Here is a 14,436-nt window from a genome sequence, read left to right on the forward strand (position 1 = left end):
ATTATGCCCTCAGTGCCTTGAATTCTGCTTCCATGCCTGCGTAGATCTTGTCGAGGACCGGTTTGTAGTCCTTGGCAAACTTGACCTGCGGCATTTCGTTCTTTGCTTTGACTGCAAGGATCTGTGACGGCGGGATGCCGGCTGCCTGGGCGGCATATGCAAGGTCTGCATAGGCTCTGATCATCTTGAACATGTCAAGCTGCTTGGGCAGATCACAGTAGGTGTCGACCGGATCGAAACCGTTCTGCTGCAGGAAAAGTTCCCGCATCATTCTGGCGACTTCGATGGTGATCTGTTCGGTTTCGGGCAGTGCGTCGGATCCGACCAGCTGCACGATCTCCTGCAGTTCTGCTTCCTTCTGCAGAACTTCCATGAACCAGGACCGGAGTTTGTTCCAGTCGGGTGAGACCTTCTCGTCGTAGTAATCATTCAGCTGAGCCATGTACAGAGAGTAGGACTGCAGCCAGTTGATTGCCGGGAAGTGCCGGCGGCGGGAGAGGTTTGCATCAAGTGCCCAGAAGACTTTGACGATACGAAGCGTGTTCTGCGTAACCGGTTCGGAGAAATCTCCGCCGGCCGGCGAAACTGCGCCGATAACGGAAACAGAGCCTGATCCGCCTGCGAGCGGCTCGACAAGTCCTGCACGCTCGTAGAACTCGGAGAGTCTGGACGACAGGTATGCCGGGTATCCTTCTTCTCCGGGCATCTCTTCAAGACGTGAACAGATCTCACGCATTGCTTCTGCCCACCGGGAGGTGGAGTCTGCCATCAATGCAACGTCGTAGCCCATATCACGGAAGTACTCTGCAAGAGTGATACCGGTGTATACGGATGCTTCACGGGCTGCCACAGGCATGTTGGAAGTGTTTGCGATGAGAATCGTTCTCTCCATCAGAGAGTTTCCGGTTTTCGGGTCCTGGAGTTCGGGGAACTCGGTCAGAACTTCGGTCATCTCGTTACCGCGTTCACCGCAGCCGATATAGACCACGATTTCTGCGTCGGACCATTTTGCCAGCTGCTGCTGGGTAACGGTCTTTCCGGATCCGAATGGTCCGGGGATAGCTGCTGTTCCGCCTTTTGCGATTGGGAAGAGTCCGTCAAGGATTCTCTGTCCAGTCAGAAGGGGGATGCTCGGGCTGTGTTTTTCCACGTAAGGACGCGGGACACGGACCGGCCATTTCTGCATCATCGGGAAGGATTCACCGGAGTCGAGTTCGATAACGATCTCATCAACGGTGAAGTCTCCTGCATTGATCTTGGTGACCTTGCCGCCCTTTGCGAGTGGCGGGACCATGATCTTGTGCACGATACTGCGTGTTTCCTGAACTTCACCGACGATCTGTCCGGGGACAACGGAGTCTCCGACATGAACGACCGGTTTGAAGGTCCATTTCTTCTCATGGTCCAGTCCCGGCGCGGTAACACCGCGTGCAATGAAGTTACCCATCTTCTGGATGAGCACTTCGAGCGGACGCTGGATACCGTCGTAGATACTGGTCAAGAGACCCGGGCCAAGCTCGACTGCGAGCGAAAGACCGGTGTTTATGACGGGCTCACCCGGGCGAATGCCCGTGGTAGATTCATAGACCTGAATAACGGTGTCTGCACCGTCGATCTTGATGACCTCTCCCATCAGTTCCTCGTTTCCGACCTTGACCACATCATACATATGTGCATCAAGATCAACTGCAGTGACGACTGGTCCTGCAATTCTTTTGAGTATTCCTGGTTTGCTAGTTACTTCCACAAATCAACACCCACCGAACGTTTTATACGCTCCCTCAGGGAGAGACCTGCCTCCTGCCCACCGATCGTCACGATGGTCGGTTTGACAGAATTTTCAATGATTACCTGCAGGCGACGCGGGATCTGGTCAAGGTCCGTGCTTTGCAGCACAAGTATTCCGACATTTGTATCTTCAAGTACCTTTGTAATGGTCTCGGTAAGTTTTTCGGGATTTTCGGCAGAGTAGGTCTTTTTGATGCCAGCGAGCTGGAACCCTAAGACGAACTCCTTCTTTCCTATAACTGCGATTTCCATTTACATCACCAGGTACTTTTCGAGAATCTCTGCGTCCAGGCCTGCTTCTTTTCCACGGGCAATGGCACGGAGATTGGATACTTCATACTTCTTTCTTTCGAGATACACGAGAAGCGGCGAGATTGAGAACGGATTGCGTTTCGATACTTTATCCATCTGATTGAGCTGTGTTGCAATCAGAGTGCTTTCGATCGAATAAATCGGTTTCTTTTCCCGCAGTGATTCCAATGCATCAAGGAGTACGGTGACTTTGATCTTCTTTTTCAGCGAATCGACCACTTCATCGGTACTTTCAACACTGCTGAGTCTTTCGAGCTCTTCAGGCTTGAAGGAACCGCCGGGGATCCAGATGTTCTGCTGGGCCGCGTTGTCGCCGCCCTGTGCACGCATTCTGAAAACACTGGTGATGTTTTTGATGTCGATCTCGAACATGACATATTTCAGGAACGGAAGTCCGCCCTTCATACCGCCACGTGCTGCTTTGATCAGCGTTGCATAATAGTACTTGTACAGCTCGTTCTCGATCTTCCCAAAGGAATGTGTCTCGAGTGCCTCGCTGAGCCCTTCACTGAGAATCGCTGACATCTGCTTGATCGGCAGCTGTTCAACGATGCGCTCACTTGAAGATTCAGCAATGAGCCTGTCCAGTGTCGGGGCATCGAGTGCACCGGCCGGAACAAGTACTGCACGGATCTTCCCATCGGAAAATCCGAGTTCTTTACCTCGCAGGATACTCAGAATGTTCTGGATATCCCACTTGTGCAGGTAATCACGGGTAAATCCTTTCATCTCTCCGGGAGCCAGAGCGATTACGCGCTGATACTCCTTTGCAAGGTTCCAGGACATGGCGTTTTCAATGAGATCCACACCTTTAAAGGATGCAGAGAGTTCATCGATTTCGCGTTTGTACTCCAATTCCTCAATGAGTCTTGTGAACTCAGGGAGACCCATGTTCAGCATGCGAAGATATTCTTCCCGGGGGATGAGCTTCGCTTTGCGGACCCGCATGCGGGTTGAGACATAGATATAGGGAGCAATTCCGCTCATTACCTCAGTCATTGTTTACCTCATCCGAACAATATCTCCGATGCATCTTTCAGACTTGCTTCCCAGACTTCACCCATGAAGGTCTGGTATGAGAAGTCAAGTGTGAGCTGACCATCGGCACTTTGTACAACGACACCGCCTGCGATGTCGGTGATTCCTCCAAACGTAAATCCGCTCAGGGTTTTTAAACTGCTTAATGCTTCTTTTGCAGACTTTTCGTCGCGTGCGTTCGTGAAAACGACACCGGCTTTGATCTGCTTGGCAGACTCTTTTAAGAGTTCTCGTACCGCTTTTGCGTGTACTTCTGCCGGAAGATTAGCGATCTCCTCGGCGGCACTGGTGTAGACTTTGTCAAGAAGTTCCTTTTGTGCGTTTAAGAAATCACGTTTCACGACCAAATTGGCGCTGGCGACTTCACGGATCATGATCCGTTCTGCCTGGATCTCAGCGTCTTTTTCGGCTGCGAGACGGATCTCATTTGCACGGAGGTTTGCTTCGTTGACGATCTCTTTTGCCTGTGCCTCTGCTGCGGCTTTGATGCCTGCAGCTTCTCGGTCACCCTTTGCTTTGATTTCGTCTACTACTACCTCAAGTCCCATATCAGACTGCTCCGCTTAGACGAAGATCAAGAGCAGTGCGATAACGAGACCGAAGATAACGACGGTTTCCGGAAGAACGGTGAAGAGTAATGCAAGACCGAACATTCCGCGGTCTTCTGCGGTTGCGCCGACTGCGGCTGCGCCGATACCCATTTCACCAATACCGGTACCGACACCTGCGAGACCTACTGCGAGACCTGCGCCGATTGCGGTGTATCCGGATGCTAATGCCTGTGCTGCTTCTACTGTCATAGATTCGATTGCCATTTTTTATTCCTCAGAGAATTTTCGTTTAAGTCCAAAGGGCTTGTATATGATTCCTCCGCCCTGGTAGAATTTGGTAAAGAATTCGACATAGTGTAAACGAATCGGGTGCAGAGCACCACCAAGTATACCGAGAGCGACGTTAAGTGCGTGACCTAATATGAGAATTATGACACCCACGATAATCAATAGTACACCAACAACATTCAGGTCGCTCATGGCCGGGCTTATGAATAAGTCAAATGCCATGAAATTTACAACCATCGCGATCGCCACGGATGAAAGACCGACTGCAGCAAGACGGCAGAAGGACAGCATGTGGGAAAGCGTGTTTGTTGGGATTTCCATCAGGTCAAGTGGGTTCTCTATTGCGACGAACACACAACCAACGATGATCAGAATTGCACCGATAATTCCGGCAATGGTCGGGATTCCGACTAATGTGGGAAGTGCAATGGGGAACTGGCTGTATTCGTTTAAGTCAGCCACACTGAGAATAAGTACCAGGATGCCCCAAAGGATAAAGTTCCATCCAAGCTGAGCAAGGATTGCTTTTGTCCGGTGGCTTCCGGGGTGATCCATTCTGTAGTGATTGATCATTCCGAAGAAACGGCCAACGCTGATGTAAATTACACCAAGAAGGGCTGATATTATCAGCAGTTCGATTACCTGGGGCATCGCATGTTCCATGCCGGCACCAATTGGAAGGTGGCGGGAGAAAATGATCGAGTGCCAGGGAAGACTCATACCAAAGAACTCACTATAGAGCAGTCCGAAGACGCTCGTGGAAATAGCTGCTCCAAGGATGACTATAAAGGCTTTCTTACCCATTTCGCCCATCTTGAGTAAGAACTTCCGAAGGACAAGGGCAAGTGCCAGATAAAGAAGACCGTATCCAAGATCGCCGACGATAAATCCAAAGAGTAAGGGGAACATGATCGCAAGGATAATGGTCGGGTCCAGTTCTTTGTATTTCGGACGGGAATAGAGGTCCATAAATAATTCTGCGGGCTTTGCAAACGATGGATTGTTATACTCCACCGGGATCGCGGTATCCTCAATCTCTGAGGAGTCGACGACCACATAAACGCGTTCACCAGTTGCCTGGTTCAGCGCCGCGGTGACTTTTTCCACTGCGTCGGCCGGGATCCAGCCGTCGATGACGAAAGCTTCGTCAGTGGTTGCAAATCGAAGCGGTGCTTCGGCACGTTCCACATCGCAGGACAGTACTTCGTCGCAAGCGGCGAGTAAGTCTGCGTATTTTGCTTTGAGTTCAACGATCTTTGCGTTGCAGTCTTCGCGGATTTGTGTCTGTTTGTTCAGTTCAACAGTGTATTTTTCCACTGCTGCCTGTACGGTGCCGGATTCAACCGGCAGGGAAACACTCTGGAAGCCTGCATCGGCCAGCTGCCTTTCAATATCTGATGCATTTTTGCTCTCTGCAAAGACGACTATGAAGTTTCCGTCTTTTCCCGCAACAAAATTTTTCTCGTGCGGAACAGAGATCTCAAGGTCATGCTCGATGCTCCCTGCAAAAACACTCAGAGTCTCGTAACCCCGGTAGAGATCAAGCTCAAGGGGCACTAAGGCAAATGGTTTAAGTTCATTGATACGCTGTTCGCATTCCCGGATACGGGTCTCTGCATTCGATCGCTTTACCGTGAGACTGCTCACTTCTTCATCAATTTTCGGAAGTTCGCTATCTATTGCTGCTCGAATCGTTTCTGCAGGACGCATCTGGACTGTGCTTTGCGTTGACGGGGCGGTCTGAAATACGCTTTCAATGGAGCGTATTTTCAGCAGGTTATTCGAGAGATCGCCGGCATTGCCAAATGGAACGCCGATTTTTACTCCTTCATACCCTTCTTTCCCCTGATTTACAAAATCGGTGATGTGGAAAATCTGGTGACGATATAATTCGGTCACAACTGACGCCATCTGCTCTTTGCTCGCGGCAATTAACAAATGGGTCATCGGTCTAGGCTGAAACATGCAGTTTCTCCTTGAACCGCTCTACGAATAGCGAAGCTGCCTGCGGGAGCTTTTTGCTTCCTGCGTTGATCAGGTTATCGGCGTCTGCCTTCCCCTGGGTAACGATAGCGGCATGCTTTGCTGTTGCTACATTCCGTGCATCTAAAAGTCTCTGCTTTTTGTAATCCTCGGCAATGGTTGCTGCCTTGGCAATCAGGTTGTCAGCTTCGAGTTTTGCGTTTGCAAGCGTCTGCTCGGCGGCGCTCTCAGCTGCGGTGATTGTGGATTTACTTTTTGCTTCGGTTTCTTTAATGCTTTTCAGAACCTCAGTTTTCATCCAACCCTCCTCTCACGGCATATATTATTTGGTAACGGATATGTTTATACTTACGTTATTTACCCGGGCTTGCTGCAGTCTGAACATCCATCTATGGTGAACATACCATATGACCGGCGGAAAAATGCCCGGGTGTCCGGCTTTGGCAAACAATATCTAGAAATAGATTGCACTCCGAAAGTTTACCATGAATAAGCCGGGGAGAACAACTGTTTCAGTTTTGATCTCAGCTCTTTTGGTCGTCGGTATCATGCTGACGGCGGGGTGTGTGGGTCTGGTGAATCCGACGCCAAGTGAGGTCATGATCCGCGGGAATCTGATTTTTGTCGACCCGGGATATGTTGACGGGTCGTTTATCTGGAAACTTCTGCTGGACCCAAACGGATATGAACCGGAGATGATTGCTGCGGCGGATGAATATCTGATCATACAAAACCCGCTTATCGAGCTTGGAGCGGGAATCGGCGCACTTTCAGCATATATGAACGATAAGCTGACGATGCCGGTGAATCAGATCTCGGTCGAGCCGAACCCCTATCTGATCCCTTCGCTGGAGAAAACCAAACAGATGAACGATCTCGGCGTGACGTTTGTCCAGAAGGCGATCGGTTACGGATCGGCGAAGGTCGCGGTATCCGTGACCTCGGATATCACGAATAACCGTATCGTCAAGTCAAACGGTGCGATCGTGAAATCTGTGGATGTGGAGGCAACAACGGTGCGAAAACTTGCTGAAGACGCAGGGTTCCTGTCGAATATATCACTTGTGATGAATATTGTGGGGTATGAGCATGCCGTTGTCCAGTATGAGGCGGAGTTCCTGAGCCGGAACGTGAGCACGGTCATCTCGGCGGTATATGCCGACGGAAAGAACACACCGGATTCATTTGCGGAAAAGATGAAGCTGCTTGGCTTTGCGGAAAAGAGCCGGGAGGCTGCAGCCGGAAACGGATATGTGGTGATGGTCTTCGCGAAATAGATTTGACCCCCTCTTTTTTTTGAGAATCGCTCACGCGGAAAGTTTTGCTTTGAAGAATACGATCATTAAAAAAGAAACGACGCACCGGTCGGGATTCGAACCCGAGTCATAGGCTCCGGAGGCCCATAGGATATCCTGACTACCCTATCGGTGCACATGCATTAGATTGAACGCCTTACTATATTACACGTGAGAGTATTTATACCTGGGGTGAAAGGATCCTTTTCAGATCGGAAACGCTTTCGGCAATGATATCGGCTCCGGCGTTTTCCAGCTCCTCTCTCGTGCCGTAACCAAACAGCACGCCGATCGAATCGATGCTAGCGTATTTCGCGCCGAGCATGTCGTGCATCCGGTCGCCGACCATGACGGTGTGTTCCCTATCGGTTATTTCGCAGCGTTCCAAAACCGAGAGGATGATCTCGCCTTTATGCGTTATCGTGTTTTCCAGATCGCTGCCGGCAATACAGGTGAAATATTTCGCGATCCCGAAGTGTTCCAAGACGGTCTCTGCAAACTGCTCGACCTTTGCCGTCGCCACCATCAGGTTTTTGCCGTTAGCTTTGAGGGATATCAGCAGGTCTTCGATTCCGGGAAAGACGCTGTTTTCAAACATGCCTTTTGCCAGGTAGTATTCGCGGTAATAGTCGACGGCGATCTTCGCCTCTTCGCGGGAAAGACCGTAAAACTCCTGAAACGATTCGATGAGGGGCGGCCCGATGAACTTGAGCAGCTCGCTTCTGTCCGGTACCGGGATCCCGTATTTTTCGAGCGCATACATGACGGAGTTGGTTATGCCCAGAGCCGGATCGGTAAGCGTTCCGTCGAGATCGAAGACGATATTCGTGTAGGTTTTCATACCGGGATTTTTATTTTTTCTGCTGATACTGATGCCAGATCCTGCATGCTCCTTCGTGGGAGACCATGCACGGACCGACAGGCACCCGCGGTGTGCAGGCTTTGCCGAAGAGTTTGCAGTCTGAGGGGTCGGCGAGACCTCGAAGGACCCGGTCACAAATACAGCCGTCCTTTTTGGTGATCTTTTCATAGACCAGGTCGAACTTTTTCTGGGCGTCGAAGGCTTCGAACTCGGGCTTCAGGGCAAGACCCGATTCGGGGATGACCGGGAATCCGCGCCATTCGACGTCGGATGGGGTGAAGACCTCTTTCATGAGGTTCTGGGCTTTGACGTTTCCTTCGTAGGTCACGACGCGGGGGTAGGCGTTCTCGACTTTTGCTTCGCCGTTTTTGATCTGCTCGGCAAGCATCAGAAGGCTGAGGAGAATGTCTTCGGGTTCGAATCCGGCGACCACCTGTGGGACCTTGAACTGTTCATATTCATGGTATCCCATGACGGCGCAGACATGTCCCGGGAGAATGAATCCGTGGAGGTCTGCTTCGCCTTGTTCCATGAGCCATTTCATTGCGGGAGGGACGAGCCGGTGAGAGACGAGGATGCTGAAGTTCTCGGGCGGGTTGGTGATGAGGGTCGCGGCGACGGTCGGGACGGTGGTTTCGAATCCGACGGAGATGAACACGACTTCCTTTTCCGGGTTCTGGCGTGCGATCTCGACTGCTTTGGTTATTCCCTGGACGATCCTGACATCGCCGTCCACATGTTCGAGGGAGGTTTTGGATCCGGGGACCCGGAGGAGGTCTCCGTAGGTGCAGACGATGCAGCCCCGCTCGGCAAGTTCGCATGCAGCATCGATCTCTCCCTGAGGGGTGATGCAGACCGGGCAGCCGGGTCCCATCACGATTTTCATCTGGGGAGGAAGGACGGATCTTACGCCGTATTTGGCGATGGCGGCTTCATGGGTGCCGCAGACGTGCATGATCCTGATGTCTGTATCCACTACCTCGGAGAGTTTTTTTGCAATATCCGTGCCGAGCGTCATATATATGTATATTGCACGTCACTCCACATAATCACATCTTTTCGAGTTGCGGGTTGGACGCTGAAGGAGGCCGACCTTAGCGGAAGCGGGGTGACGACTTTGTCGTCGCCCTCAGCTGAGCAAGTTTTCGAAGGAAACTTGCGACCAAGTCGATAGACTTGCGAGTGGGATTGGATTCTTTGGGTGGTACCACTCATCACACCAAATTCACGAAATCCACACGAAAACACGAAACCAAAATACCCCCCCCAAAAAAAGAACAAGAGCAGAGAAGATCCCTGCAGTATATGAGAGGCTGATGACCTCGTTCCCGGTCACGACAGACTCCTTCCCGAATACCCTGCATACTCCATCTTCTTCATCTATGATCCGGATCAGGCCCGTCATGCCTTACAGCAGTTCTTTCAGATACCCATACCCCTCCTTTTCCATCTCCTCATAGGGGATAAAGCGCAGCGCAGCACTGTTAATACAAAAGCGCGTTCCCGTCGGCGACTCCCGGTCATTCGAAAACACATGCCCGAGATGCGAATTTCCCGCCCTGCTCTTCACCTCGATCCTTTTCATCCCAAATGACCGGTCTTCCCGTGAAACGATCGCATTGCTGTCGATACTCTTCGAAAAAGCCGGCCACCCGCAGGAACTCCGATACTTGTCCGATGAAGTGAACAACGGCTCGCCCGTCACCACATCGACATACACTCCCTTCTCATCATGATCCCAGAACGCATTCTGAAAAGCCGGTTCCGTCTCTCCCTTCTGTGTTACCCCAAACGCCGTCTTATCCACCATCTCTGCGATCTTTTCAGGCTTCGGGCGCGGATATCGTCCCGGATCCACGACCATCCGGTTAGCCTCCTCAAACGCCGTCCTGCCGATATGACAGTATCCGCCCGGGTTTTTCTCCAGATATCGCTGATGATACTCCTCCGCTTCATAAAACGACTGCAGCGGTCCGATCTCCACCTTAAACGCCGGGTGCCGCTCCCTCTCGATCTCCGCGATCCGCATAACAGTGTTTTTCGATGCCTCGTCGGCAAAATAGATCCCGGTCTGATACTGGGTCCCATGATCGTTTCCCTGCCTGTTCTCCACTGTTGGATCGATCACGCGGAAAAACGCAAACAGCAGAGCGTCCAGACTCACCTTCGCCGGATCATACTCCACGCGGACGGTCTCCCGGTAGCCGGATCTTCCGGATGATACCGTTTCATAATCCGGGATCACGCTGGTCTTACCGTTCGCATACCCGGCAGTCGTCCTGATCACGCCGGGGATCGAACGCATTAGCTTCTCCATCCCCCAGAAACAACCGCCCGCAAGATAGATCACCAAGATCCCTTCCCCGGGCAGATATGTCGGTTCGTTTTTCTGCACCATAGCTGCCTCTGATATGTATGAGTATTTTCCCGGTCTGTATATATAACTCTATAAACCGGCAGTAATCGGCAAAAACATCAGCCTGCCCGCCGCCCCGCAACATACTTTAGCTTTCCCCGCAGATACTCATACAATGATAGAACTGCAGTCATCTCCCAAAGTTTACGCCGGGTGGACCGAACGGAGCTGCACACCGGAAGAGACCCTCAGGCGGATCGAACAGCATGTTCCGGAAGCCGGAATCACCCGCGTTGCTGACATCACTGATCTCGACCGGATCGGGATCCCGGTATACTCATGCATCCGCCCGACCGCAGCCGACGGGGCGATCTCCGTATACAATGGAAAAGGCGGGACACCCGCCGAGGCACGCGTCGCCGGGATCATGGAAGGGATCGAACGCTACTCGGCGGAAGCGATCCCCCGTGACATCGCAAATCTCTCCTACAGCAATATCCGGAAAACCGAGACTGCGGTCGATCCAAAAGACCTGATCCTCCCCAATTCGACAGACCCGAATCTGGAGATCCCCTGGGTCGACGGATGGGACATAACCAATAACGAACCGGTCAAACTCCCGCTTTGCGCCGTCATCCATCCCAATCCGTTCAGTTATCCCACTCTGTTTCGAACCAGTTCAAACGGGATCGCGTCGGGAAACACTTTGGAAGAGGCGATCTTTTATGCGCTCACCGAAGTGATCGAGCGGGATGCCTGGTCTCTGGTTGAGACGACCAGAAACACCGGTCCAAAACTCACTGATCTTCCGCAAAAAGCGGCCGATATGCTCGCAAAATTCACTGCCGCCGGAGTCGAGGTGACCCTCAGAGACATCACCTCCGACATCGGGATCCCAACGATCGCCGCCGTTTCCGATGATATCGAACTCAAAGATCCCCGGCTTCTCACCATCGGCATGGGGACCCACACCAACCCGGAGATCGCCATGATCCGGGCATTATCCGAAGTTGCCCAGAGCCGGGCGACCCAGATCCACGGAGCACGCGAGGATGCGACCCTTGCCCAGTTCCGCGAGATGATGGGCTATGACCGGGTCAAACGGATGAACGCCTACTGGTTCAAAGGCGACGAGTATAGATCCGCATCCGAGCTTTTGGACAACTCCTCCGGTGACTTCAAGACCGACATCGAGCTGATCGTGAAAAATCTTGCCGCCGTCGGGCTTGACCGGGTCATCGTCTGTGACCTCACGGATCCTGAACTCAAGATCCCGGTCGTCAGAGTCGTTGTTCCGGGACTTGAGTGTTATACCATCGACAACGAACGCAGAGGACAGAGGTGCGTGGACATTGAACGTCGTCGTCTTCATCGGTCCTAGTCTGGATCAGGCGTCTGCCAAATCCATCCTCCCTGACGCGGTCTTTTTACCCCCGGTAAAACGCGGCGACGCTTCTGCTGCGGCAGAGAAAGCGGATATCATGGTCATCATCGACGGCGTCTTTTTCCAGGACGAGGCTGTCGGCCACCGGGAGATTCTCGGCGTGATACGTTCCGGCGTCAAAGTCTTTGGCTCCTCGTCGATGGGGGCGCTTCGCGCATCCGAACTGGATACTCTCGGAATGACCGGTATTGGCAAGATCTATCAGCAGTACAGATCCGGTGAGATCATCGCCGATGACGAGGTAGGACTCGTCTATGATGCGGAAACAGGCATCGCGCTCTCCGAACCCATGGTCAATATGCGGGCGAGTTTTTCCAAAGCCTGCCATGACGGGATCATCACAGACGACGAGGCGACAGCTCTCCTTTCCGCCTGCAAAAAGATCTATTATCCCGACCGGACCTACCGGCGGGTCATCAAAGACGCTCTCGTCAGTGACGAAACCAAAACCCGGCTTACCTCCTGGCTCAAAGAGCATTCCGTTGATCAGAAACGGCTCGATGCGGTCGAGTGCCTGAAAACCGTGAGGGATATGCTGTGAACGAACGCTACGTCAGGCAGGTGCCTCTCCTCGGAGAAGCGGGTCAGAAGAAACTGCACGACACAACGGTGTTCATCGCCGGAGCGGGAGGGCTCGGTTCGCCGGCTTCTCTGTACCTTGCCGCCGCGGGGATCGGTTCGATCCGGATCTGTGATCTGGACGTCATCGAGCTCTCCAATATGAACCGGCAGATCCTCCACACCGAAGAACGGATCGGGGCCTCCAAAGCAGAATCCGCGAAAATGACCCTTGAGTCCCTGAATCCCGAGTGCCGCGTCACGGCCCTCTCTGAAAAGATCGACGAGGCTTCCGTTCGCCGGCTGATAGGAAATGCCGATATCATCGTTGACTGTATGGATAATTTTTCCGCACGGTTCGCTTTGAACAAAGCGGCCCTGGATCTTGGTCTTCCTCTGATGCACGGCGCTGTTTCCGGATTCACCGGTCAGGCGACTCTTGTCGTTCCCGGAAAGACGCCGTGTCTTTCGTGCATATTTCAGAATGCGAAAACCACGGCAAAAACGCCTGTGATCGGCGCCGCAGCCGGTGTTATCGGCAGTATCGAAGCTGCTGAGGTCATCAAGCATCTCACGGGTATCGGCAGCACGCTTGCCGGCAGACTGCTGCTCTATGACGGAGCGCAGAACTCCATGGAGGTCTTTACCGTGAAAAAGAGTCCCCGCTGTCCTGTGTGCACAACCTTATAGCCTCTCGGGAAAAACATGTAGGACATGATACTGGAAACATTTCACCGGTCACAGACCGATAAGTTCCTTGGAGGCGTCTGCGGCGGGGTCGCAGAATATCTGGATGCCCCGACCTGGCTCGTACGGCTTATCTGGGTCGTTGTCACGCTCATTCCCTATCTGACGATCCCAAGCATCCTGATCTATATCCTGATGTGGATCTTCGTCCCGCTCGGGCCAAAAGCCCTTGACCCGAATACCGTCGACGCCGAGTTCAAAGTTAAGGAATAATCATGCATCCGCCGGAGGATCCGCAGGATCTGACCGATCCCCCGTTTTATCTGCCCCAGTTTGAAGAGGCATACCAATACATAATCAGGGAGTATTCTGTTGCTCCGCGGGATATCGGGATCTTTATTCCCTGTGCAGTGCGAAAACCCTATAGTTCGAGCCCCAGCCATAAGCTGTTTCATTCCGTATTTGATGACGTGTTTTTGGATAAGTCGAAGTATCATGTCGTGATATTCGGCACATGCGGGACGGTTCCTGCGGAACTTGAACTGATGTATCCGTTTGCCCATTATCATTATATGCTCGGCAATGTGAAGGATCAGAAGATCAAGGATGACTTTCTCAGGATCGAGACGGGACGTATCGCCGGCTATCTGGAGAAGACGCAGGATACCTATACCTTCCGGATAGCCTACTGCATAGGGCTTTTCAGAAAAGCTATGGAGGCTGCCGTTCATCAGACCGGCATTCCTGTGGAGATCTATCCGACAAATCCTATGATCGACAAGCTTTACGATGCGGACTGTCCGTTTCCGGAAGGGAGTCTTTCCATGCAGGAGTATCTGCATGAGTTCAGAGCTGCCCTGACTGAGATGAGGGACAGGAAGATATGACGTTTCGGGAGGTCGCGGCCGTCAGACTGGATGAGAAGAAATCGAAGTTTTACGCTCATCTGTATGAGATCGATTCGGTCGATGATGTTGCCGCAATCCGCGAGATCCATGAAAAGCTGTATAAAAAGGCAGCCCATCACTGTTATGCGGCAGCCTTTGGGACGTTTCTGGACAGCCGTGCGGACGGGGAGGTCGGCTCTCCGGGCCGCGTGCTTGCCGAGATCCTGGAACGGCACGGTCTTTCGAGTCATGTTCTGATCGTTTCACGGCTTTTCGGCGGGATCAAGCTTGGTCCTGCCGGCGTGGCGCGGGCGTTTCGTGAAGCGGGAAACGGTGTCGTGACGGAGTATGAGGAGAGAAGAAAGGCATTATAATCCTGCGGCGATA

17 protein-coding genes and 1 tRNA gene are annotated in these 14,436 nt (G+C 52.5%); 7 read left to right on the forward strand and 11 right to left on the reverse strand.

The features are described from left to right. Position 1: 1 nt before the first annotated feature. Genes H575_RS06765 through H575_RS06795 form a run of 7 tightly spaced genes read right to left on the reverse strand, consistent with a single transcriptional unit; the run spans position 2 to position 6,258 of the window. Positions 2–1,747, reverse strand: a complete 1,746-nt coding sequence (locus H575_RS06765) for a V-type ATP synthase subunit A (protein ID WP_042699871.1) — start codon at positions 1,745–1,747, stop codon at positions 2–4. Further along, positions 1,738–2,040: a V-type ATP synthase subunit F gene (locus H575_RS06770; RefSeq protein WP_042699873.1), complete on the reverse strand. Its 303-nt coding sequence runs from the start codon at positions 2,038–2,040 to the stop codon at positions 1,738–1,740. Before H575_RS06770 ends, H575_RS06765 begins: the two co-directional genes overlap by 10 nt. After that, positions 2,041–3,099: a V-type ATP synthase subunit C gene (locus tag H575_RS06775; protein WP_042699876.1), complete on the reverse strand. Its 1,059-nt coding sequence runs from the start codon at positions 3,097–3,099 to the stop codon at positions 2,041–2,043. A gap of 8 nt (positions 3,100–3,107) precedes the next feature. Then, positions 3,108–3,686 carry a V-type ATP synthase subunit E family protein gene (locus tag H575_RS06780; RefSeq protein ID WP_042699879.1) on the reverse strand — a complete coding sequence of 193 codons (579 nt, stop codon included), beginning with the start codon at positions 3,684–3,686 and terminating at the stop codon, positions 3,108–3,110. A 15-nt stretch (positions 3,687–3,701) separates the two neighbouring features. After that, positions 3,702–3,953 carry an ATPase gene (locus H575_RS06785; protein WP_042699880.1) on the reverse strand — a complete coding sequence of 84 codons (252 nt, stop codon included), beginning with the start codon at positions 3,951–3,953 and terminating at the stop codon, positions 3,702–3,704. Positions 3,954–3,956: 3 nt separating this feature from the next. After that, positions 3,957–5,942, reverse strand: a complete 1,986-nt coding sequence (locus tag H575_RS06790) for a V-type ATP synthase subunit I (protein ID WP_042699883.1) — start codon at positions 5,940–5,942, stop codon at positions 3,957–3,959. Then, positions 5,929–6,258, reverse strand: coding sequence for an ATPase (locus H575_RS06795; protein ID WP_042699886.1), 330 nt, complete (start codon positions 6,256–6,258; stop codon positions 5,929–5,931). Before H575_RS06795 ends, H575_RS06790 begins: the two co-directional genes overlap by 14 nt. Positions 6,259–6,445: 187 nt before the next feature. On the opposite strand from H575_RS06795, the gene H575_RS06800 reads away from it, so the two are divergent. After that, complete coding sequence (locus tag H575_RS06800) at positions 6,446–7,237, forward strand: FkbM family methyltransferase (protein ID WP_081406700.1); 792 nt, start codon at positions 6,446–6,448, stop codon at positions 7,235–7,237. Positions 7,238–7,317: 80 nt separating this feature from the next. On the opposite strand, the gene H575_RS06805 is transcribed toward H575_RS06800, so the two are convergent. The 4 genes from H575_RS06805 to msrB all read right to left on the reverse strand — a co-directional run bounded on the left by H575_RS06805 (position 7,318) and on the right by msrB (position 10,515). Then, positions 7,318–7,391 (reverse strand) — tRNA-Arg (locus H575_RS06805). A gap of 45 nt (positions 7,392–7,436) precedes the next feature. Beyond that, positions 7,437–8,096: an HAD family hydrolase gene (locus H575_RS06810; protein WP_042699892.1), complete on the reverse strand. Its 660-nt coding sequence runs from the start codon at positions 8,094–8,096 to the stop codon at positions 7,437–7,439. Positions 8,097–8,106: 10 nt separating this feature from the next. Then, entirely contained in the window at positions 8,107–9,135 is a 1,029-nt protein-coding gene (gene hypD, locus H575_RS06815) for a hydrogenase formation protein HypD (protein ID WP_042699896.1), read from the reverse strand. Between the two features lie 390 nt (positions 9,136–9,525). Continuing rightward, the gene (msrB, locus tag H575_RS06825) at positions 9,526–10,515 is read right to left on the reverse strand and encodes a peptide-methionine (R)-S-oxide reductase MsrB (protein ID WP_052320006.1); all 990 of its coding nucleotides are present in this window, start codon (positions 10,513–10,515) and stop codon (positions 9,526–9,528) included. Positions 10,516–10,648: 133 nt separating this feature from the next. Between msrB and H575_RS06830 the strand changes: the two genes are divergently transcribed. The 6 genes from H575_RS06830 to H575_RS06855 are packed head-to-tail and all read left to right on the forward strand — an operon-like array spanning position 10,649 to position 14,423. Beyond that, the gene (locus tag H575_RS06830) at positions 10,649–11,854 is read left to right on the forward strand and encodes a YcaO-related McrA-glycine thioamidation protein (RefSeq protein WP_042699902.1); all 1,206 of its coding nucleotides are present in this window, start codon (positions 10,649–10,651) and stop codon (positions 11,852–11,854) included. Next, positions 11,826–12,458 (forward strand): TfuA-related McrA-glycine thioamidation protein, encoded by a 633-nt coding sequence (locus H575_RS06835; protein WP_042699905.1) that lies wholly within the window; start codon positions 11,826–11,828, stop codon positions 12,456–12,458. Before H575_RS06830 ends, H575_RS06835 begins: the two co-directional genes overlap by 29 nt. Beyond that, the gene (locus H575_RS06840; protein WP_042699907.1) at positions 12,455–13,165 is read left to right on the forward strand and encodes a HesA/MoeB/ThiF family protein; all 711 of its coding nucleotides are present in this window, start codon (positions 12,455–12,457) and stop codon (positions 13,163–13,165) included. Before H575_RS06835 ends, H575_RS06840 begins: the two co-directional genes overlap by 4 nt. Positions 13,166–13,189: 24 nt before the next feature. Continuing rightward, positions 13,190–13,435: a PspC domain-containing protein gene (locus tag H575_RS06845; RefSeq protein WP_042699910.1), complete on the forward strand. Its 246-nt coding sequence runs from the start codon at positions 13,190–13,192 to the stop codon at positions 13,433–13,435. Between the two features lie 2 nt (positions 13,436–13,437). Next, positions 13,438–14,049, forward strand: coding sequence for a DUF5591 domain-containing protein (locus tag H575_RS06850; protein ID WP_042699913.1), 612 nt, complete (start codon positions 13,438–13,440; stop codon positions 14,047–14,049). Then, entirely contained in the window at positions 14,046–14,423 is a 378-nt protein-coding gene (locus tag H575_RS06855; protein ID WP_042699914.1) for a YigZ family protein, read from the forward strand. The genes H575_RS06850 and H575_RS06855 overlap by 4 nt, the downstream gene beginning before the upstream one ends. Positions 14,424–14,436 lie beyond the last annotated feature (13 nt).

The sequence above is a fragment of the Methanocorpusculum bavaricum DSM 4179 genome, assembly GCF_000430905.1.
Classification (GTDB): Archaea; Halobacteriota; Methanomicrobia; order Methanomicrobiales; family Methanocorpusculaceae; genus Methanocorpusculum; species Methanocorpusculum parvum.